The 21,927-nt window shown below is 41.6% G+C and carries 18 protein-coding genes, 2 tRNA genes and 1 pseudogene; 14 read left to right on the plus strand and 7 right to left on the minus strand.

Going from position 1 to position 21,927, the window contains the following annotated elements; all coding sequences use genetic code 11:
* Positions 1-159 precede the first annotated feature (159 nt).
* Positions 160-1,050 (plus strand): NAD(P)-dependent oxidoreductase, encoded by an 891-nt coding sequence (locus AC1F2U_RS10235; RefSeq protein ID WP_480261005.1) that lies wholly within the window; start codon positions 160-162, stop codon positions 1,048-1,050.
* Positions 1,051-1,063: 13 nt separating this feature from the next.
* Complete coding sequence (locus AC1F2U_RS10240; protein ID WP_480261006.1) at positions 1,064-1,738, plus strand: O-methyltransferase; 675 nt, start codon at positions 1,064-1,066, stop codon at positions 1,736-1,738.
* Positions 1,739-2,423: 685 nt separating this feature from the next.
* On the opposite strand, the gene AC1F2U_RS10245 is transcribed toward AC1F2U_RS10240, so the two are convergent.
* Entirely contained in the window at positions 2,424-3,197 is a 774-nt protein-coding gene (locus AC1F2U_RS10245) for an SDR family oxidoreductase (protein WP_480261007.1), read from the minus strand.
* Between the two features lie 156 nt (positions 3,198-3,353).
* On the minus strand, positions 3,354-4,193 hold the full coding sequence (locus AC1F2U_RS10250) for a nuclear transport factor 2 family protein (protein ID WP_480261008.1): 840 nt from the start codon (positions 4,191-4,193) through the stop codon (positions 3,354-3,356).
* Between the two features lie 84 nt (positions 4,194-4,277).
* On the opposite strand from AC1F2U_RS10250, the gene murG reads away from it, so the two are divergent.
* Both murG and AC1F2U_RS10260 read left to right on the plus strand, forming a co-directional pair.
* Positions 4,278-5,351 (plus strand): undecaprenyldiphospho-muramoylpentapeptide beta-N-acetylglucosaminyltransferase, encoded by a 1,074-nt coding sequence (gene murG / locus AC1F2U_RS10255; RefSeq protein WP_480261009.1) that lies wholly within the window; start codon positions 4,278-4,280, stop codon positions 5,349-5,351.
* Positions 5,352-5,376: 25 nt separating this feature from the next.
* A complete protein-coding gene (locus AC1F2U_RS10260) occupies positions 5,377-6,666 on the plus strand; it encodes a hypothetical protein (RefSeq protein WP_480261010.1) in 1,290 nt (429 codons plus the stop codon).
* 23 nt (positions 6,667-6,689) lie between these two features.
* Here the strand turns inward: AC1F2U_RS10260 and AC1F2U_RS10265 are convergent, their stop codons facing one another.
* A complete protein-coding gene (locus tag AC1F2U_RS10265; protein ID WP_480261011.1) occupies positions 6,690-7,055 on the minus strand; it encodes a VOC family protein in 366 nt (121 codons plus the stop codon).
* Between the two features lie 313 nt (positions 7,056-7,368).
* On the opposite strand from AC1F2U_RS10265, the gene psbA reads away from it, so the two are divergent.
* Positions 7,369-8,451, plus strand: a complete 1,083-nt coding sequence (gene psbA, locus AC1F2U_RS10270) for a photosystem II q(b) protein (protein WP_480261012.1) — start codon at positions 7,369-7,371, stop codon at positions 8,449-8,451.
* 202 nt (positions 8,452-8,653) lie between these two features.
* On the opposite strand, the pseudogene AC1F2U_RS10275 reads toward psbA, so the two are convergent.
* Positions 8,654-8,843, minus strand: a pseudogene (locus tag AC1F2U_RS10275) (IS4 family transposase); the annotation flags it as partial.
* 335 nt (positions 8,844-9,178) lie between these two features.
* Between AC1F2U_RS10275 and AC1F2U_RS10280 the strand changes: the two are divergent.
* The gene (locus tag AC1F2U_RS10280) at positions 9,179-11,506 is read left to right on the plus strand and encodes a PAS domain S-box protein (RefSeq protein WP_480261013.1); all 2,328 of its coding nucleotides are present in this window, start codon (positions 9,179-9,181) and stop codon (positions 11,504-11,506) included.
* Between the two features lie 7 nt (positions 11,507-11,513).
* A complete protein-coding gene (locus tag AC1F2U_RS10285) occupies positions 11,514-13,013 on the plus strand; it encodes a hybrid sensor histidine kinase/response regulator (protein ID WP_480261014.1) in 1,500 nt (499 codons plus the stop codon).
* 15 nt (positions 13,014-13,028) lie between these two features.
* Here the strand turns inward: AC1F2U_RS10285 and trhO are convergent, their stop codons facing one another.
* Complete coding sequence (gene trhO, locus AC1F2U_RS10290) at positions 13,029-13,943, minus strand: oxygen-dependent tRNA uridine(34) hydroxylase TrhO (protein WP_480261015.1); 915 nt, start codon at positions 13,941-13,943, stop codon at positions 13,029-13,031.
* 68 nt (positions 13,944-14,011) lie between these two features.
* Here trhO and AC1F2U_RS10295 point away from each other — a divergent pair.
* The 3 genes from AC1F2U_RS10295 to AC1F2U_RS10305 all read left to right on the plus strand — a co-directional run bounded on the left by AC1F2U_RS10295 (position 14,012) and on the right by AC1F2U_RS10305 (position 16,378).
* Positions 14,012-14,084, plus strand: a tRNA-Ala gene (locus AC1F2U_RS10295).
* Between the two features lie 275 nt (positions 14,085-14,359).
* The gene (locus tag AC1F2U_RS10300) at positions 14,360-14,806 is read left to right on the plus strand and encodes a DUF2127 domain-containing protein (protein ID WP_480261016.1); all 447 of its coding nucleotides are present in this window, start codon (positions 14,360-14,362) and stop codon (positions 14,804-14,806) included.
* A 165-nt stretch (positions 14,807-14,971) separates the two neighbouring features.
* Positions 14,972-16,378 carry a lysophospholipid acyltransferase family protein gene (locus AC1F2U_RS10305; protein ID WP_480261017.1) on the plus strand — a complete coding sequence of 469 codons (1,407 nt, stop codon included), beginning with the start codon at positions 14,972-14,974 and terminating at the stop codon, positions 16,376-16,378.
* 424 nt (positions 16,379-16,802) lie between these two features.
* On the opposite strand, the gene AC1F2U_RS10310 is transcribed toward AC1F2U_RS10305, so the two are convergent.
* Both AC1F2U_RS10310 and AC1F2U_RS10315 read right to left on the minus strand, forming a co-directional pair.
* Positions 16,803-16,874: transfer RNA gene (locus tag AC1F2U_RS10310), tRNA-Val, on the minus strand.
* Positions 16,875-17,213: 339 nt separating this feature from the next.
* Positions 17,214-17,702 carry a DUF1499 domain-containing protein gene (locus AC1F2U_RS10315; protein ID WP_480261018.1) on the minus strand — a complete coding sequence of 163 codons (489 nt, stop codon included), beginning with the start codon at positions 17,700-17,702 and terminating at the stop codon, positions 17,214-17,216.
* Positions 17,703-17,898: 196 nt separating this feature from the next.
* On the opposite strand from AC1F2U_RS10315, the gene AC1F2U_RS10320 reads away from it, so the two are divergent.
* The 4 genes from AC1F2U_RS10320 to tal all read left to right on the plus strand — a co-directional run bounded on the left by AC1F2U_RS10320 (position 17,899) and on the right by tal (position 21,833).
* Positions 17,899-18,030, plus strand: a complete 132-nt coding sequence (locus AC1F2U_RS10320; RefSeq protein ID WP_480261019.1) for a hypothetical protein — start codon at positions 17,899-17,901, stop codon at positions 18,028-18,030.
* Positions 18,027-18,290: a hypothetical protein gene (locus AC1F2U_RS10325; protein ID WP_322674816.1), complete on the plus strand. Its 264-nt coding sequence runs from the start codon at positions 18,027-18,029 to the stop codon at positions 18,288-18,290. The genes AC1F2U_RS10320 and AC1F2U_RS10325 overlap by 4 nt, the downstream gene beginning before the upstream one ends.
* An 828-nt stretch (positions 18,291-19,118) precedes the next feature.
* Positions 19,119-20,168, plus strand: coding sequence for a class 1 fructose-bisphosphatase (gene fbp, locus AC1F2U_RS10330; RefSeq protein WP_194043026.1), 1,050 nt, complete (start codon positions 19,119-19,121; stop codon positions 20,166-20,168).
* A gap of 519 nt (positions 20,169-20,687) precedes the next feature.
* Entirely contained in the window at positions 20,688-21,833 is a 1,146-nt protein-coding gene (gene tal, locus AC1F2U_RS10335) for a transaldolase (protein WP_480261020.1), read from the plus strand.
* Positions 21,834-21,927 lie beyond the last annotated feature (94 nt).

Below are 21,927 nucleotides of genomic sequence, written 5' to 3' on the forward strand. Positions count from 1 at the left end.
TTTTGCTCCTACCTCTTACATATCTCTCAGCAGATAGCTTGCTTGTTGAGCTTATCCGTGGTTTGATAAAGTACGGTATGTACATTAATTTGTCGTAGTTTATGACTACTCAATTACCTGAATTAACTTGTCAGCCATAAAATAAATATAAAACTTTCCATGCCTATCCAAACTATTGGTATTTTAAGTCCGGGTGATATGGGACAAGCGATCGCAGCTGTTCTCAATCAACATGGATTGAAAACTATTGCAGCCCTAGACGATCGCAGTGAACGAACTCGGCAATTAGCAGCCGCAGCCAACATCCAAGATGTGGGTTCCCTCAGACAACTGGTAATTGAATCTGATGTGGTGCTGTCAGTTTTAGTCCCCGCAGCGGCTACCCAAGCGGCGAAGCAAGTAGCTGAGGCGATCGCCAATGTTGGTAAACCCATTCTCTACGTTGATTGTAATGCGATCGCACCCCAAAAAGTCATAAATATCGGCCACCTCATTGAATCAGTTGGCGGAATATTTGTAGATGCATCAATTATTGGCCCACCACCGCGAGTTCCCAATCGCACCCGCATTTACACTTCTGGAAAACAGGCAAATCAACTCCAACAACTGCGAGATCATGGCTTGGATGTACGGGTAATTGGTGATGAAATTGGTCAGGCTTCCGGGTTGAAAATGTCCTACGCAGCACTGACAAAGGGACTTACAGCAATTGGCACAGAATTATTAATTGCAGCCCATCGTTTAGGTTTAGATAAGGAACTATGGGATGAAATATCTAGTAGTCAACAAGAACTTGCTAACATTTTAACCCGTTCCATTCCAGCGATGACACCGAAAGCGCATCGTTGGATAGGAGAGATGGAAGAGATTGCAGAAACCTTTAAAGAGTTAGGTCTGACAGAGCAGATTTTTTACGGAGCAGCTGACGTTTACCGTTTGGTGAAAGAAACCTCCTTGGGTAAAGAAACACCAGAAAAGTCTAATCGCGATCGCCCGTTGGATGAAATCATTACAATCCTTTCTAATGAAGCAAGTGACACTAAATCGTAAAAACTGAGAATCTATGACTCAAGAGCAGTGGACTGCGGTCGATCGTTACTTTACCGATCTGCTTGTGCCGTCAGATCCCGCACTGGATAAAGCCCTCCAAACCAGTGCCGCCGCCGGACTACCGCCGCACAACGTTTCGCCAAACCAAGGCAAACTGTTGTTACTGTTGGCGCAAATCCAAGGAGCGCGAAGCATCTTAGAGATTGGCACGCTGGGCGGCTACAGTACGATCTGGCTGGCGCGGGCGTTACCCAGCAATGGCCGCCTAATCACACTGGAAGCCGATCCAAAGCACGCCGAAATTGCCCACGCCAATATCGCTCACGCTGGTCTGTCTGACGTTGTTGACCTCCGCCTCGGACAAGCGCTCTCTACACTGCCACAGATTGCCGCCGAAGGTCACAGCTCATTTGACTTAATCTTCATCGACGCTGATAAGCCAAATAATCCCGATTACTTCGCGTGGGCGCTCAAGCTTTCCCGTCGCGGCAGCCTGATTATCGCTGATAATGTTGTGCGTAACGGAGCGGTGATTGATGCCAGTAGCAACGATCCTAGCGTTCAGGGGGTGCGCTGCTTCAACGAACTGCTTGCTTCTGAGCCACGCGTCAACGCCACGGCAATCCAGACTGTGGGTAGCAAAGGATATGACGGCTTTGCGATCGCGATCGTCACGGCTGACCAATAGCCAATATACCTGCCTTGAAAATAGTGTTGGCGATGTTTGAGTCGATCTACACTAACGCAAACTCATGAAAATTTAGAGAAAACTTAAGAGGTTGTTTGAAAAGTGTTTCGCTGTGATTTTAGGCACTTATTGATCCCCCCTAACCCCCCTTAAAAAGGGGGGAACCGGAATCAAAGTCCCCCTTTTTAAGGGGGATTTAGGGGGATCTAAAACGTTTTGCTACCAAGAAGAGAACTTTTCAAACATCCTCTAAAGCTTGTAACAAATAAACCCAGCAGGGACTATATAACAAGTCCCCCTGCCAGGAAGGTATAGTATATTCTGGCCATGTTTGATTAGATTAGCGCTTATTTGTAAAAAATAATTGCGTATCCCTAAATACAGTAGCTAAATACTTCGTAAAACACAGTTAAGAAAAGTTACTAAATAGGTTAATTTCCAATTAAAATCCAATACGCTTGGGTTAAGAGTTCTTCACTCTAGCTGAGTTGGTAAAGTCCTTAACAAACTCTCTAGACGTAAACTGTAAGACTTTAAATATTTAGTGAAATTAAATATGCGTTATCCAGAAGTATAGTAGAGACGTAGCACTACTACGTCTCTATCTTTTATTCCACCAAATGTCTCTTGAGTAGAGTAAGTGGCAGAAGTAAGCTTTTTTAGAATGGGATGAGATGGGTTACTTTTATGTTCGTCGATTAACTAGGGTAGCGCTGGCTTGGTCAACAGGCATTAGCACAACTTCATTAATATTCACATGGGGCGATCGCGTCACACAGAAAAATATCACATCAGCCACATCATCTGGTGTTAGGGGTGTAACTCCTTGGTAGACTTTGTTGGCACGTTCAGTATTTCCGTGAAAGCGTACCTCGCTAAATTCCGTTTCTACCATACCAGGATCGACAGAAGTTACACGGACTTGTGTACCCAACAGGTCTTGTTTTAAACCTTCAGAAATGGCTCTTACAGCAGCTTTGGTAGCACAGTAGACATTGCCACCGGGATAGGTTTGATGTCCGGCGATGGAACCTAAATTTACCAGATGACCGCGATCGCGACTTACCATTCCCGGAACTACATAGCGGGAGACGTAAAGTAAACCCTTAACGTTAGTATCAATCATGTCTTCCCAGTCTTGAAAGCTGCCTTCGTGTAACTTGTCTAAACCACGACTCAAGCCAGCATTATTAATTAGAATGTCGATATCAGACCAGGCAGAGGGTAGAGTCGCAATGGCAGATTCAACAGCATTGCGATCGCGCACATCTAGTTGTAGTAAATGAATTTCAGTACTAAAATCTTTACTCAGAGTATCTGCTAGCTGCTGCAAACGTTCTAACCGTCGTGCTGCTAAAATCAGTTTTGCACCCGCACCAGCAAATATTTTTGCACAAGCAGTACCAATACCACTACTTGCACCAGTAATCAAAATGATTTGATTTTGTAGGGAAGTCATTAGGATAGTTAGGAGTGAGGAGTTAACAGTTATGAATTATGAATTAGCACAAGTTTCATCGTTCATAATTTATCATCAGTCGGTCTATAACTCCTAACTCCTGTACGATTAATCGCGTCTCTCCCAACTCCTGTACAGACGCGATTAATCGCGTCTCTACTTCTTCACCACTTGCAAGCGCTGAGTTACCATCGTCATTCCATTACCTCGCAGAATGACAGCAGAAACCCATTGGCTACCTGGGGTAGATGGTGCTTGTCCTACTTTAAACAGTCCGCCAGATGTCAGTAATTCTAAATCCACGGGTGTAGGATTCAGAAATTTATCTGGTTGGATAGATTCTTCTAGCGCCGTTCCTAGTAGAAAATCATCCCCAAGTGGCTCTTGGACGATCGCATCAAAATTATACTTCTGACCGACTTGCACCTGCTGTGGTAATTTAATATCAATTTGGGGCGGCTTGCTGCCAGAGGTAAGTAAGGTACGTTCTGACAAAATGTCTTGGCGGACTATTTTTCCACCTTCAATGCGCTGACGCGATCTAATCGTGGCATTGAGAGCTAACTTATTACTGCTACCGGAGGGTAAGCCAGTTATTTTTGTTTCTGTTTCAGCAATAATCCCGTTGGCTCCGGGTTTTGAAGATAGCAGTTTCGTGCTGTATTGCAATTTCGGATATCGTTGCCAAAGTGAAGTCAAAGACTTTTCTAAGCTTTGGAGGTTTAATCCATCGCCATGAGTGAAATTGGGGCTGTAGAATTGCAACACCCCTTTAACATCACCTCGGCTAGCAGCGCTATCAACTTGTGTCAATAGATTTGTCAGAGCGGCTGGTGCATTTTGGGGGGTGGTGGCTTGGGATAACTGCTGTGGTGTCGTCGCCTGAGTACGTTGCCAACCGCTTGTTAAACCAATGGTCAGCAGAAACGAAACCAACCAAATATTTGCTGGAAATTTGAGTTGTCGTCTCACTAAGGCGGTAATAATGTTAGTCATTGGTAAGAATTTACTGATTTGATTAGAGAAAGTAAGCAAATTGTTTTATCTTAGTTAAGCTAGACGCTAAACGGTAGAGGTTTGATGGCAAACGCACCGATACGATTATTAATAGCTGCCAGTGGGACTGGTGGACATTTGTTTCCAGCGATCGCCCTGGCACAAAAACTTCCAGATTATCAAATAGAATGGCTGGGAGTACCCGATCGGCTAGAAACTCAACTTGTCCCCAAACAGTATCCCTTGAATACTATTGCAGTTGAAGGGTTTCAGCAAGGGTTTGGACTTTCCTCGATTCGCATTTTGGGTAAACTTACCCTTTCGATTCTAGAAGTTAGACGAATTCTCAAACAGGGACATTTTCAAGGGGTGTTTACCACAGGCGGTTACATTGCCGGGCCAGCCGTCATTGCGGCGCGTTCTCTCGGTTTACCCGTGGTTTTCCACGAATCTAACGCCTTACCAGGTAAAGTAACTCGCTTTTTTGGCCCTTGGTGTAGTGCGGTAGCCTTGGGATTTGAAGTCGCTGCTAAGTATTTACCTCGTGCCAAAAATGTCTATGTTGGTACTCCCGTGCGATCGCAATTTCTTGATGGGGCAATTAATGCGCCACTGGATTTAGCTATTCCTGATGGTGTGCCTTTAATTGTTGTTTTTGGCGGTAGCCAGGGTGCAGTTGCAGTAAATAAGTTGGTGCGCGAATCTGCAAAAGCTTGGTTTGATGCTGGTGTTTATGTAGTACATTTAACTGGCGATCGCGATCCCGAAGCAGATAGTCTCAAACATCCACAGTACATAGCCTTACCTTTTTACAACAATATGGCAGCGTTGTTGCAACGAGCAACTCTTGCCATTAGTCGTTCTGGCGCAGGTAGCTTAACAGAATTGGCAGTGTGTGGAACGCCAGCGATTTTGATTCCTTACCCTTTTGCCGCAGAAGACCATCAATCTTACAATGCAGACGTATTTACTTCATCGGGTGCAGCGTTAACGTTGAAGCAATCTGAGTTGACGACTGAAGTATTGCAAACTAATGTGTTGAATTTATTGCAGTCACCGCAAGAGTTAGCAAAGATGAAGGAAAAAGCTTATGCGATCGCTGTTCCTGATAGTGCGGAAAAGCTGGCGCAGTTAGTGCGTGAGGTGATAGAAACATAACGTTAATTATTTACCATTAAAGAATATGTTATTTAGCAAAAAATTACGCTTTACAGTAGGTTGTGCTGCCTTATTAGTTGTCAGTTTAGCAAGTAGTTATCTATATACCCAGTCAAAAACTAAACAACTAGCTCAAGAAAATCACTCATTTACTCAACAAGAAAATTCTGCCCTACTTCAATCACAGATTTCTCTGACCTCAAATCAAGCTGCCGAACAACTTAACTCAAGGCTTCAAAATACTTTTTCATCTCGACAGAATTTGTTAGCAGCATCTGCACCCTATCCAGTTGTTGATGAGTTCAAAAAATATAAATTTAACATTAATGGCAGCCAGATTGCTACTCCAGGAAAACTGCCAAATAGCAAGGTTAAATTCAATCAAGGAGATTTATTAACCGTTCTCGTTAATACTAGAAAATATTTTCAAGATTATGCTTCCCAAGACCCAGATATTATGCGTGCAGGAGTGCTTGCTACTCAAGGAGTTACTGTACCAGATGTCCTCAAAACTTTAGATTTCATGATTGCTGTTTTGAAGGAGGATATTGCTAATAATCGGGCTACTCGTTTACAAGACTCTAAATTTATTAATACCAATTTTCGAGTCATTAAATGGTCTGCCTACAACCCCAAAAGTAAACAGCAGAAGCAATTACGAATTACCAAATATGCTGTATTTACTCACCCTGGTTCCCGCAAAAAAACCTCTACTTTTAATATACCAATTTATAGCTTAAAAGATAACTCTAATAATGATAGATTCTACACTCGGTACACAAAGCAAGATGTTTTGTCTGGTATTTATGAACCAGGTGGTAGAGAATTTGGAAAAGTTAACACTCTTGCTTATCTAACCAGAAACGGCTTAGAAGAAGCAATTATGGAAGGAACAATCCTGATTAATTTTACCGATGGTGATAAGGCCTTTTTTAATGTAGATAGAAACAATGGAATAGCTTATATCCGCGGATTAAAGGCAACAGCACAAAAGCGTTATTGGTATTTTAGAGAAGTTGATGATATTAAAGGCTATGGATATAAAATAGATGCAAAAATTTCTATTAAACCCGGAGTTACTTTTGCTGGAGATGTTTTAAATATCGGTTTAGGTAAGGTGATTGTGATTGAGCATACTCAAGGTGGTCGCAAACATCTGCAAATGGGAGTCATCGCCGATACAGGCGGAGCATTTTTACCCAATCTTTATCAGCTCGATTTTTTGGCTGGTATTTTTAAGAATAAAACAGAATTTGGGCAGAATATCAGCCAATTACCGGACTATGCCACAGCATATTTCTTAGTCAAGAAGTAATGGGTTGACCTGATGTCAAAAATCTATGCACGGGTTAATAATTCTAAGTTGTGGCCATCGGAATCATAGAAATAGAAGCCGCGACCTTCATTCCAGTGGTTAATTTGCCCTTTCTTCCGATGCATGGGGTCGCTACTGTATTCAATACCCGCTTCTTTGACGCGTGCAAAAATTGCATCAAATTCTTCATCACTGACATGGAATGCATAATGATGTGGCTCGAACGCTTCAGCGTCGGCGAAGTCAAGCGTTAATGCATCATTTATATGTACAGCAGCAAAGTGACCAACGGGAAGCTCGACCTCTAAACCGAAAATTTTTGCAAAGAACCTCGCCGATGCTTCTTTGTCATGTGCGGGCACAATGGTGTGATTTAAAGTAATTGTCATGTCACACCTTCCCTCCTAATTTTGGTGGTAATCCATATCAACTCTCGATTTCAGAGTCGATAAAAACAATGTTCCTTTCTATTTTATCTTTTGGGCGCTAACGCCGGAGTAAATATATCTAGATCCTGTGTTCAATGTATTTGGAACAACCGCAAACACTAAACATCAAGCTTAAATAAGTAAACCTGATAACTCCTATCAGGTTTACTGAAGTAATAAAACTTGATTAAAAATTGTAAAGCATTGTAAAGTAGATTCACAGGCAAAGACGAAACCGCCTGATTCATAAATAACTAACCGCACTTATAAAACAATGACAGCAACCTTACAACGTCGCGAAAGCGCCAACGTATGGGATCGATTCTGCGAATGGATCACCAGCACCAATAACCGGATTTACATCGGTTGGTTCGGCGTAGTAATGATTCCAACCTTGCTAGCCGCTACCGCTTGTTTCGTAATCGCCTTCATCGCTGCTCCTCCAGTAGACATCGATGGTATCCGCGAACCAGTAGCAGGTTCTTTGATCTACGGAAACAACATCATCTCTGGTGCAGTAGTACCTTCCTCCAACGCTATCGGTTTGCACTTCTACCCAATTTGGGAAGCAGCTTCCTTAGACGAGTGGTTGTACAACGGCGGTCCTTACCAATTGGTAATTTTCCACTTCCTGATTGGCGTATTCTGCTACATGGGTCGTGAATGGGAATTATCCTACCGCTTAGGTATGCGTCCTTGGATTGCGATCGCATATTCAGCACCTGTTGCAGCAGCAAGTGCAGTATTCTTGGTATACCCCATCGGACAAGGTTCATTTTCTGATGGTATGCCTTTGGGTATCTCTGGAACATTCAACTTCATGATCGTGTTCCAAGCAGAACACAACATCTTGATGCACCCCTTCCACCAATTAGGTGTAGCTGGTGTATTCGGTGGTTCACTGTTCTCTGCAATGCACGGTTCTTTGGTAACTTCTTCCTTGGTTCGTGAAACAACTGAAACCGAGTCCCTTAACTACGGTTACAAGTTCGGTCAAGAAGAAGAAACCTACAACATCGTTGCGGCCCACGGCTACTTCGGTCGGTTAATCTTCCAATACGCTTCATTCAACAACAGCCGTTCACTGCACTTCTTCTTAGCAGCATGGCCTGTAATCGGAATCTGGTTCACCGCCTTGGGTGTAAGCACAATGGCGTTCAACTTGAACGGTTTCAACTTCAACCAATCAATCATTGACTCTGAAGGTCGTGTGATTGCAACTTGGGCGGATGTAATCAACCGCGCTAACCTGGGTATGGAAGTAATGCACGAGCGTAACGCTCACAACTTCCCTCTCGATTTGGCTGCTGGTGATTCTGCTCCTGTAGCTCTTACCGCTCCTGCTATCAACGGTTAATTCTGAAGTTTAGCTAAATCAAAAAGCGCTCTCCGTAAAAGGAGAGCGCTTTTTGTTTTAATGTATAGGAATTACTAATTGCTTTAACCCACTTTTCCTAACAATTCAAAATATATGGGAATAGACATCACTTATCAATAATAAATTGACGCATTCCTAATTATTTAAGCCAATTACTACGTAAACGACTTGAGTTAAGGAATAAATATATTTCTAGCCAATTTTTCACTACAGGGAACCATATCTCTCCAACATTTATATAATTTAAAGATGAAAACTGTTGAATTTTCTTTCTTCTACTTCCAAATAGTATTGCTATGGTAAAGCTGTAGCCAATGCTTCTATGCTGACAATTTTATCGATTGTAATAAATTAATCAAGATTTTTAGTATTAAATATTTGGCAAGTCAAAGTTCCTGTTTCAGGTGTTTTTCCTAGAATTCAGGAATTTTATCATTAAATAATGCTTATTGCGAATTAAGGCTCTTTATTGTTTTATCATAAATTGCCACATTCTTTAGTATGCAAGCATTTCGGGCTATTTTATCTTCCCCCCAAGCTGTACAAGTGATATTTTCTTAGTGTAAACTATCAGATACATAAAATTCTGAATCAGTAAAAGATTGGCTCGTAAAAAACAAATTTTGCAAAAAAAAATAATAATTATTTTAGATTTGAAATCATTAAATTTTAGTAGATAATAAAAACTTTTATCGCAAAACCACTAATGCTATTTTCTGAAAATGAAAGCCAAAAGAGTTTTAATTTACTTTTCTCTAAAAATCCCAATCCTATGTGGGTATATAACCAGAATAATCTGCAATTCTTAGATGTAAATGAAGCTGCTGTTTTTCACTACGGCTACTCACGAGAAGAGTTCTTGGAAATGCGAATAACTGACATTCGCCCTTCAGAAGATGTGCCTCTCTTGCTTGAATATTTACGACAAAAGCACTTTAGCTTGGACTTTACTGGACGATGGCGACATCAGCGAAAAAACGGACAGATTATTGATGTTGAAATTTTCACACAGACAATAGATTATGGCAGTTATAAGGCTGGCTTAGTTCATATACGAGACATCACAGAACACAAACAAATAGAAAGAACTCTTCAACAAAGTGAAGCTAGATTTCGAGTTATTTCTGAAGCTATTCCTGTTCCATTCATTATTTCGCGTGTGTCTGATGGGTTGATTTTATACGCTAATACAGAGTTGCTTCAAACATTTCAGTTTTCTCCAGAGTATTTAGTTAATCGCAAGAAAATTGTGGATTTGTATCATAATATTACAGATTTCGAAGCACTATTAAAACTTCTTAATCAGCAAGGTTTTATTCATAATTATGAATTGCAATTAAAAAAAGCAGATGAAACTCGTTTTTGGGCGATCGCTTCTTTACAGTATTTAGTTTTTAACAATGAATCAGCCATTTTAACAGTATTTAATGATATTAATGACCGCAAAAATGCCGAAACCAAACTTCAAGAACAAAATGAGTTTTTGCGGATAATTTTTGAGAACATACCATTGATGATTACCCTAGTCAATACCAATGGTGAACTCCAGTGGGTGAACCAAGAATGGGAAAATATTCTTGGTTGGAAATTCCAAGATTTCCAAACTCGTGATGTATTGGAAGCGCTATATCCTAATCCTGAATATCGGCAGTACGTAATTAGTTTTATGCAGTCTGCACAACGCATTTGGGGTGACTTTAAAACTCAGGTGCGCGATGGTCGTTTACTGGATACTTCTTGGACTAATGTTTACCTTTCAAATGGTCAAATTATTGGTATTGGGCAAGATATCACAGAACGTAAGCAAACTGAACTAGCTCTAAAAGCTCAAGCCGAGCGGGAGCAATTGATGCGAACTGTTGCTCAACGGATTCGTCAATCCTTAAATCTTCAAGATATTCTAAATGCAACAGTTCAAGAAGTGCGAGATTTACTTGGGGTCGATCGAGTAATAGTTTATCAGTTTGACTCAGAGATGATTGGCACAATTATGGCGGAATCAGTGGAACCTGGATGGACGGTTTCTTTGGGTGTAGAGATTCATGATACTTGTTTTCAAACAGGCTCAGGAGTGGAATATTATCAGGGACGCAAACGAGCGATCGCTAATATTTATGAAGCTGGACTAACTGATTGCCATATTCGCCTGTTAGAACAATTTGAGGTAAAAGCAAATTTAGTTGTGCCGATTTTACTAGAAGTAAGCTCTCAAAACCCTGGCTCTCACATTTGGGGTTTACTGATTGCTCACCAATGCTCTGGTTTTCGGGAGTGGGAAGAAAATCAACTAGATTTGCTCGATCAAGTGACAGTCCAATTAGCGATCGCAATTCAACAATCCAGCATTTTAGCGCAAGCTCAAACGGAACTTGTTCAAAGACAAAAAGCTCAAATAAAGTTAAAAACAGCCTTAGCTGAAAAAGAAGTTCTTTTAAAAGAAGTTCATCATCGAGTTAAAAATAATTTGCAAATTGTCTCCAGTTTATTACAACTTCAGTCTCAAACACTCAAAGATCCAGAAATAATCAAAGTTCTTCGAGAAAGTCAAAATCGAATTGAGTCAATATCTCTAATTCACAAAAATTTATATACTTCCGCTAATATCGGACAAATTGATGTCGCTGACTACATCAGTAATTTAGCAGCCAGCTTGCTCATTTCCTATCAAATATGCCCTGGTAAAATTTCTCTAGAAACTGATATAGATTCAGTAAGCTTGAATGTCGATCAAGCTATTGCCTGTGGATTGGTAATTAACGAATTAATCTCCAATGCCCTCAAACACGCTTTTCCCAATCAACAAGTAGGTACAATCAGTATTGCTTTACACAATAATGGCAATAGTATCGAGATGACTATCCGAGATAATGGGATTGGTTTACCAGATAACTTAGATTGGAGAAATACTGATTCTTTAGGTCTGTCGTTAGTACATGACTTGGTTACAGAACAACTAGAAGGCGATATTACTCTAGAACGCGATCGTGGAACAGTATTCAAAATTAAATTCACGCAGTTAACTTTGCATCAGTAAATATCAAATGGGTCAAGCTAGGATTTTAGTCGTTGAAGATGAAGTGATTGTAGCTAGAACTATTGCTAGTCAACTCAGTCAACTAGGATACATTGTTACGGGTACAGCTTCATCTGGAAAAGTCGCCATTGCCAAGGCATTGGAAACTCAACCAGAACTAGTATTAATGGATATTATTCTTAAAGGTGAGATGGACGGTATTACTACCGCCAGCCAGATTCGCGAGCAGTTAGATGTACCTGTAATTTATTTAACCGCTTATGGCGACGATCATACTTTAGAAAGAGCCAAAATTACTCAACCTTTCGGATACATCGTTAAACCATTTACTACAAAAGATTTAAAAATTGCGATCGAGATTGGTCTTTTGAAACATCGGTTAGAACGCGAACTGCGGGAGAATCGAGATCAGTTAGCAACCCTTTTAAACTCAATGAGTGATGCTGTAATTGCCGCAAATGAGCAGGGAAAAATAACATTTATGAATCCTGCGGCTGAGGCGCTGACTGGCTGGCAGCAAAAAGATGCTTTAGGAAATGAGGCTGCGAAGATTTTTCATATTGTCAATGAAGTTACAGAGTCTACATTAGAAAATCCTGTGACAAAAGTGCTGCGTGAGCAACAGGTTGTTTATTTAGGGGAATTCACATCTCTGATTACAAAAAACGGCAAAAGAGTTCCCATTGGCGATAGTGCTTCACCACTGAAGCGAGGAACTGACCAGATAAATGGTGTAGTAGTTGTTTTTTGGGATCTTAGCGAACGACGGCAAACAAAATTGCTAGAGCAAGCATTGGAAAAGGAGCAAGAACTTAACCGTCTCAAGTCCCTATTTATCTCTACCGTATCTCATGAGTTCCGTAATCCTCTAACTGTTGTTCAAACGGCAGTAGAACTCATGGAAATGCAAGGAGCAAATTTAACAGATATAAAAAGAGGCATATATTTAAAGCGAATTCAAGGTGCTGTCCAATCTATGGAACAACTCATGGAAGAAGTGCTGTTTATGGGTAGAGCAGAAGCAGAAAAACTCATATTCAACCCTGCTTCTCTTAACTTAGAGCAATTTTGTCGAGAGTTAATCGAAGATTTTTCGATTGTTGAAAATAGCGTGTGTGAAATTATTTTTACCTGTCATAGTGAGAATACGTCGGCTGTCATGGATGAAGGACTTTTACATTACCTATTTGGAAATCTGCTCTCAAACGCGGTTAAATATTCGCCCCAAGGTGGCAATATTCAGTTTGATTTAATATGTGACCCAATTGAGAAAGTAGCAACTTTTTATATTCAAGATCGAGGTATGGGTATTCCCGAACCAGACCAAGCTCGACTTTTTGAATCATTCTACCGAGCTTCAAATGTCAAATCAATTAAGGGTACTGGATTGGGGTTAGTAATCGTTAAAAGGTGCGTTGATACTCACAGGGGTCAAATCAGTGTCACAAGTGAAGTTGGAGTCGGTACTAAATTTACAGTAATTTTGCCCTTAAATTCTGAATCATGAGTTATAAATTATTCTTCAACTCACATCCTGATTTTTGTTACCAACTTGGGTTCGATAGTGGCGCCATTTTTCCTGCTGACGCGCTCTTTTCTCTTCGGTGAGGCTATCAAAACAATAGGGACAGGAAATACCTTGCTCATATTTGGGAGACACTTTATCTTCTTCTGAAATCGGACGCCCACAACATAGGCACAACTCATAATTTCCTTTCTCCAACCCATGACTAACGGCTACCCGCTCATCAAAAACAAAACATTCTCCTTCCCATAAACTTTCTTGTGCTGGAACTTCCTGCAAATACTTCAGAATGCCGCCCTTGAGATGATAGACTTCTGCAAAGCCTTGTGCAAGCATGAAGGATGAAGCTTTTTCACAGCGAATGCCGCCTGTACAAAACAGAGCAACCTTTTTGTGTTTAGTTGGGTCGAGATGGTGGCGCACATAATCAGGAAATTCGCGGAATGATTCAGTTTGGGGATTTTCTGCCCCTTGGAAAGTACCGATATTCACCTCATAATCGTTGCGGGTGTCAATCACGGTCACTTCTGGATTGGAAATTAAATCATTCCATTCTTCAGGGTTGACATAGATACCAACTTGTTCGTTTGGGTCAATTTCTGGCAAGCCCAAAGTGACAATTTCTTGCTTTAACCGCACCTTCATCCGTTCAAAAGGTGGGGTTTCGGTATAGGACTCTTTGGATTCTAAGTCTGCTAGACGGGGGTCAGAACGCAGAAACCAGAGAACTGAGTCAATCGCCTGACGCGAACCGACAATTGTACCATTAATCCCTTCAAGTGCCAGCAAAATAGTCCCTTTGACACCTTGCGTTTGGCAATAAGACAGCAGAGGATCTCGTTTCTCGGCAAAATCTGGCAGCTTAACAAATTTATACAGTGTTGCGACAACTTGGATATTTTCTGGCTTCATCCCTTTGGTAATAGAACGATATAAGTTACAATAACAACGGTAATCAAAGTTATCTACTATTTTAGTATGGGGGTTTAGCTCAGTTGGTAGAGCGCCTGCTTTGCAAGCAGGATGTCAGCGGTTCGAGTCCGCTAACCTCCATTAGAAATTTTTGATTGAAATGTGTGATGCCTGCTATTTTTGCTAGTCTATGCACATTCAAATCAATTAAAACCCCATTCATTTTCAAAAGATGGGATTATTTTTCCATGTTAGGCAGGGGGTTTGGGGAGAGGAATTATAGTTTGCATTCATTGCACCGATTCAAAGCCGTACTTAGTTAGAAGAATCTCTGGATCGGGAGGTGAACTCTGACTTGACAGCACTCAGGTAATTTTGACGTTCAAAATTGGACTTATCTATACTTAGGGGGTTATTTGGAAAAGCGTCCATTGGGGTTAGTGGCAATTGTTCTCTACAAAACATTTACCGCCTTGCTGCTTATGGTTACTTCGATCGCTTTATTATTGACATTAAAAAATTATCAAAATTTAGAGGCGTTTTCAGAAAATTATGTTTTAGAAGGTAAATCGGTCGTTATTGATTGGCTTTTAAAAAAAGTTGTTAACTTAAATCCTAGAACTCTGGCATTTAGCGGCATCGGAACCGGAATATATGCTATTGTTACCACTATTGAAGCCGTTGGTTTATGGTACGAAAAGCGTTGGGCACATGTCTTAGTATTGGGACTTGTCGGTATCAGTATTCCACCAGAGATTTATGAATTGATTCGAGGAATATCTTCGATTAAAACATTAGTTTTTGTGTTAAATTTAGCTGTATTTGTCTATTTATTCCGAAATTTTCCTAAACATCCAAACTAATTTTTGATTTGATAGTTAGAGTCTATCGTTGAAAAGTTTAGGAGTGCTGAGTAACCAAAAGAGCGAAAGGTAGTAATTAAAAAGCTTGACTGCCAAAAGCTCAGGGTTTACGCAAAACACGACCCCACGTTGTACAATCGCTAGAAATATAATCTGGAGAGCGACTTGCCTAGATCGATTCAGTCTACTCAACCACCATTGAAATTTATTCCCCAACGGTTGAATCCGCTGGTACTCCAGATTGTTCGGTGGTTACTGCCGATCGCACTACGGTTTCGCACTCGTCCTTGGCTACCAGCTGGGATTGTCAAAATTGAAGCCACAAATGTTGAAGTATTAGCTGAACTCTATCAACAATTTCAGGCTGGAAAAATTCGCTTTTTGTTGGCATTTCGCCACCCAGAGGTGGAAGATCCGCTCTGTATGCTGTATTTGCTTTCTCGGATTGTGCCACAAGTTGCTCGTCAAAAAGGTATTACATTAAAATCTCTGGTTCACAGCTATTTTCTTTATGACCGAGGTATGACAGTTTGGGCTGGAAAGTGGCTAGGTTGGCTGTTCTCTCTGCTGGGGGGTGTGCCGGTTCGTCGTGGTAGGCGACTAGATCGGCAAGCTATCCAAAATGCACGGGAGTTGTTTGCTAATGGCGCACTACCGATCGCAGTGGCACCGGAAGGCGGTACTAATGGTCATAGTGGCATTGTTAGCCCCTTAGAACCTGGTGTTGCTCAAATGGCGTTCTGGTGTGTAGAAGACTTAGAAAAAGCTAACCGTTCTGAGACTGCGATCGTTGTACCGATCGCCATCCAGTATCGCTACGTTGAGCCACCTTGGTCTCAGATAGATTGGCTATTGAGTAAGTTAGAAGCTGATAGTGGCTTGAAAGTTTTGGAAATTGATTCGGGCGATCGCGAAGAGATTTACCATCAACGCCTTTGTCGGTTGGCTGAATATCTGATTACCGAGATGGAAGAGTTTTATCGTCGCTTCTATCATCAAGATATCCCCAAAACCATCTCAAATGATGAATTGAAGAGTGCTAATCAGGTATTAATTGCCCGACTCCATCGCCTACTAGATAAGGCATTACAAGTTGCCGAGCAATATTTTGGAGTTCAAGGGCAGGGTAATTTTATTGACCGTTGTCGCCGTTTAGAAGAGGCTGGCTGGAGTTACATTTACCGAGACGATTTGCCAGATATCAATGCTTTAGCACCCTTCAAACGCGGTTTGGCAGACTGGATTGCAGAAGAAGCCGACTTGCGAATGCGGCACATGCGGATAGTGGAAAGTTTTGTTGCAGTCACAGCTACTTATATTCAGGAACAACCGACGGCGGAACGGTTTGCGGAAACAGCTTTGCTTGTATTCGATATGCTTTCTAGAATTCAGGATACAAAACTTCCGGGACGACCTCGGTTAGGTTTGCGACAGGCACAAATCACAGTGGGAGAGCCAATTTCGGTTACAGAACGCTTCAAAAATTGTCAGGGCGATCGCCAAGCGTCTAAACAAGCTGTGAGCGATTTGACAAAAGATTTGCAAACCGCTTTAGAGAAGATGATTAGATAATAGAAATTCTCAGATTTTTTCGCTCGAATTTTGTCAACGATTGCACCTTCATCAAAGATTTTTTTTTGAATTTCGCTCCATCCTCTTAGAGGATGTTTGAAAAGTTTTCTTCTCGGTAACAAAACGTTCTAGATTCCCCTAAATCCCCCGATAAATTGGGGGACTTTGATTCCGGTTCCCCCCTTAAAAAAGGGGGGTTAGGGGGGATCGGTTAGTGCCTCAAATCACAGCCAACCACTTTTCAAACAACCTCTTAAATCTTAAGCTTTGAAGATCGTTTTAATTTTAGGAAATTTGCCTTCCATTTCTTTTGTAAGAGTCAAGTCAATAGGACGAAATCTTAATTTGCTAAACTCTCGTTGCCCCTCTGGGGTGTAAAGATAATTCTGCTTTCCAGCGACACTAATTTGCAAATGTACATAAGTGGGCGATACTGGATTTGAACCAGTGACCCCATCCGTGTGAAGGATGTGCGCTACCACTGTGCTAATCGCCCAAGACCTTTTATATTACCATAACTTATTAAATAGCAACGTAAGTTGAAATGTTAAAGGCTGACTTGCTGCATCTACGCAATTGACGTTATTCTTCATCGTTCCCGTATGTCACGCAAGGACTGTCAATTATAAGTGCTGGCTCAAAAGAATCGCAGAAAATGACGGTAGAACAATTAACCCCAAATTCGTCAGGGTGAATGCACTTTATCGCTTCTTCTACTAAGGTATGGAAAGCACAATCATTGCAGATAGTCTGACATTTTTCCACTAAGTATAAATTTTTAAATGGTATTGCGATCGCACTTATATAAGTTAAATGAGAACAAGTAGCGGCAAAATCAAATGTTTAAATCGCGTAGAGCCAGACGAATTTGCTCGACTCGTCTGCGGTTGACACCAAGATCCGACTCTCCCACGCGAGATGCCGATCGCAAATGAATTACTGACTCATTAGGAGGTAAATAAAATTCTACATCATCAACAAATTTGAAGATACGGCTTTTAGAAAGAGCGTGGATGTAATTATCTGTTTGTTCTACAATTTCTGTACGCGGAACAACACCGATAACTTTTAGTAAGATTTCTCTAGCTGCATTGCGGTCTACATGATAAGGAATCGGGTCGATGGCGTGTTTTTGATCTGCGTTTTGACTGACAACACAGTTGTCTGAAGCCGGACAAGAACTAAGATGACCATTATCAACTCCCAAGCTAGAAGCAGCCCAAGTAGCCCCAGGAAGTATTAAACTACTAATCAAAGTTAAGAGTATTGCAAAAGCGATACTCCGCAAGAATTGCTGCCGGAACGCTGTTAGCAGACGGGACATGATAAATTTACTCCTTTTGTGCGGTTATTTTGAATGACTACTGCGAATTGCTGGTTCGCTCTACAGATTATCATCTATCCAGCCGCACTCTGAGTTTGGGCAATCCCAATGTAGCCGCGCCGACTAGTCTCTTGTGCCATTATTCCTACCAATAACGGAATTAAGCCAAAAAAGTGACCAATAATTCAGATTTCCATTGACTACGAACCCAAAATCATTAGCAGGGGTTGCGACTGCATTCCCTGGTGATTCCAGCTTTGACTTGGAAGAATTGGCTGGTATCGGCTTTGTTGTGGCCAATGTTAAAAAGTTTGATGATTGTAGATGAACATAGGAATAATCCAGCCTTACAGTAACGGGTTTTTAGAAGTTGTACCAGAAAGCGATTATTGGCAGATTGCAGCTATACACATAAATGGCCAAGCCTACTGTCCTACTCCTCAGCTTTATCGTTCAGAAAAAGTGGCATTAGCAAAAGCAACACAAATTTATGATTGGATAGCTGACCACGAACACCAAATCAGTGATGAGGCTTACTACTGCTCTGAATTGAAACTCATCCTATGGCAGCAACCAAAAGTATCTTAGTACAGCATTTCATTAATTCGTACCGAATTAAATTGGCAATACACGACAATGTTAATGCATGGGCTTGCGTTGTTAATGCATGGGCTTGCGTTGTTAATGCGTTGGCTTGCATTGTTAATGCGTTGGCTTGCGTTGTTAATGCGTTGGCTTGCATTGTTAATGCGTTGGCTTGCGTTGTTAATACGTTGGCTTGCATTGTTAATGCGTTGACTTGCATTAAAAACGCTACACTTTTACGCAAATCTGTACTTAGTTAACCAGGCAGATTGCTTGCCTTGGGCAAATCTGATACTAGTTTCGTATTAATGTTTCAGAGTCAGCCTATAGTCCCTGCCGCAAATGTGGGGATTTTACAAAGAAAGGCAGAAGGCAGAAGGAAAGAAGTACTAATGAAAACTTTAGTTGTGGGTTATTGCCTACTAGTATAAAAAAAACTGTGTCTCCTGCTACGCATCTCGACACAAGGCGTCCTTACTTCAATCCCATGTTTTTAAACGTGGGTTCCCTCCTGCCTTCTGCCTCCTGCCTTCTGCCTTCTGCCTCCTGCCTTCTGCCTCCTGCCTTCTGCCTCCTGCCTCCTGCCTCCTGCCTTCTGCCTCCTGAATTTGTTGATAGTAAGCATAGGCATACCCGCCCGCTTGAGAAATTCGTGTTAAGTCGAAGTAGCTAGGATCTAGGTGCAGGGGTAACTGAAGATTCATTTCTTTAGTTTATCTAAAGTCGCATCTAAGTTCTCAAATTACCTTTCTAAGATAGAAGCAGCAACTTATAAGTTGCTATAGATGACTAAAACCCAATTAACAGCTAGTGGCTGCGGAGAACATAAAAATGACTAAAGCGCCGGAATCTTTAGACTTATCTGCCTACGATGCTACAGACAGAGCCTTAGATCGTGACTGTACAACTTTATCCCGTCACGTCCTCCAACAACTTCAGAGTTTTTCGCCAGATGCACAGGATTTGAGTGCGCTGATGAATCGCATCGCCCTGGCCGGAAAACTGGTTGCTCGTCGCATGAGTCGCGCCGGTTTAATGGAAGGCGTTCTCGGATTTACTGGGGAAGTTAATGTCCAAGGCGAATCCGTCAAAAAGATGGATGTCTATGCCAATGATGTATTTATCTCAGTGTTTAAGCAAAGCGGCTTAGTCTGTCGCCTCGCGTCTGAGGAAATGGAAAATCCTTACTACATTCCCGAAAATTGCCCCATTGGCCGCTATACCCTGCTGTATGACCCAATTGATGGCTCATCTAACACTGATAATAATCTCAGCTTAGGTTCCATTTTCGCCATTCGCCAACAAGAAGGAACTGATAGCGATGGCAAGGCAACTGACCTGCTCGCCAACGGACGTAAGCAACTCGCTGCCGGATACATCCTATATGGGCCCTGCACGATGCTGGTTTATACTATAGGTAAGGGGGTTCATTCCTTTGTTCTCGATCCCAGCTTAGGAGAGTTTATTCTCACAGAAGAAAATATTCGCATTCCTAACCACGGGTCTGTTTACAGCGTGAACGAGGGTAACTTTTGGCAGTGGGAAGAATCAATTCGAGAATACATTCGCTACGTTCATCGCACAGAAGGCTACAGCGCTCGTTATAGCGGCGCAATGGTGAGCGACATCCATAGAATTTTGGTTCAAGGCGGCGTGTTTCTCTACCCAGGCACAATTCAAAACCCTGAAGGAAAATTACGCTTGCTTTATGAAACGGCTCCTCTTGCGTTTTTGATTGAGCAAGCAGGCGGCCGTGCTACTACAGGACTGGTAAATATCTTGGATGTGGTGCCAAAAAAACTGCATCAACGCACGCCTTTAATTATTGGTAGCAAAGAGGATGTAGCAAAGGTGGAGTCTTTTATTCAAAACGGACACTAGCACTGCAAGGCGGAAGTCAAAAGTTAACACTGAGCCGCTTGCCTTGAGCCTGTCCTGAGCGTAGCCGTTGGCGCAGCCTCTCGTAGAGAAGGGCGCAGTCGAAAGGAGTCGAAGTGTCAAAAGTCAAAAGGCTTTAATTTTGGTCTTTCTGGCTGTAATGAAATGGCTGCTGACCTGTACTAGTGTAAAAAGGTACGATTTAGAAGAAAACAAAGCTTGCAAATAAAGCTTTTTAAACTTTTTCAACTGGATAGTTATTTTTGCCATGTTGCACTAGAAGACGGTAATAAAAGGATCGAGGATGCGTCTAGCATCTGGCATTAATTAAAAGTTAATCATGGTGATTTAGGATTGGGAATGCAGAATCGCACTTCTTGAAGATGTATTAAAGATTATCTCAGCTGGCCGATGCGATAAGTGATTGGCAACGCCACAATTCAAAAGTAAGCATCAAATTTTGATGGGTTTTGCCAACTTACTTAGAATCATCACTATACAGGAGTGAAACAAATTAGAGCTATGTCTACCAATCATCTACTAGAAATTAACCAATACGGTCAAAGTATCTGGATGGATAATTTGACCCGTGACATTATTCAATCAGGTGAACTCAAAGACATGGTTGAAAATCAAGGTATATCTGGGATTACCTCAAACCCAGCTATCTTTGAAAAAGCGATCGCTGGTAACGTTATTTATGATGCCGATATCGAAGCCGGAGTTCGAGCTAACTTACCCATAGACAAAATTTACGAATCGCTAGTTTTTGCAGATATCCGTAATGCCTGTGATATTTTACGCCCTGTTTATGAAGCATCGAATGGATTAGATGGTTATGTGAGTATTGAAGTCCCACCAACCATTGCCCATGATACTGAAGCAACCATAGCCGAAGCCCGACGCTATTTCCAAGAAATTGGTCGGGAAAATCTGATGATTAAAATTCCCGGTACAGAACCTGGTTTGCCAGCAGTAGAACAGGTAATAGCCGAAGGGATGAATGTTAATATTACGCTGCTGTTTTCTGTAGAAAGCTATGTAAACACAGCAATGGCTTATATTCGGGGCTTAGAAAAACGGGTGGCTGAAGGTAAGGACATCAGTAAAATTGCTTCAGTCGCTAGCTTCTTTCTCAGCCGGATCGATAGCAACATTGACGGCAAGATTGATGCTAAGTTGAAAAAAGGCGTTGATGATATTTCCGTGGAAGCAAAGCTAAGAGCTGTTAAAGGAAAAGTAGCGATCGCTAACGCTAAGATTGCGTATCAAGAATACAAGAAAATCATTAGAAGCGAGCGTTGGCAAGATTTGGCAGCAAAAGGGGCTACAGTACAACGGCTACTTTGGGCTAGCACCAGTACCAAAGACCCCAACTACAGAGACGTGATGTATATCGAAGAGTTGATCGGTCATGATACCGTCAACACCGTACCACCAGCGACCATTAAAGCTTGTGCCGATCATTGTAACGTAGGCGATCGCTTAGAAACAGATTTAGATAATGCTTACACGCTGATCGAAAACCTCAAAGATCCCGACATCAACATCGATCTCGATAACGTCATGGATGAACTGTTAGTCGATGGTATTGACAAGTTTATCCAGCCCTTCCAGTCCTTGATGAACTCTTTAGAAGAAAAGATCAAGGTATTGTCACCAGTGTAGGGACTGGGTATTGGGGACAAGGGGAAAGGGAACAAGGAGAATAACCCATGCCCAATGCCCCATGCCCCATACCCAATGCCCAATCTCAAAATCC

It is taken from the genome of Nostoc sp. LEGE 12454, assembly GCF_056620565.1.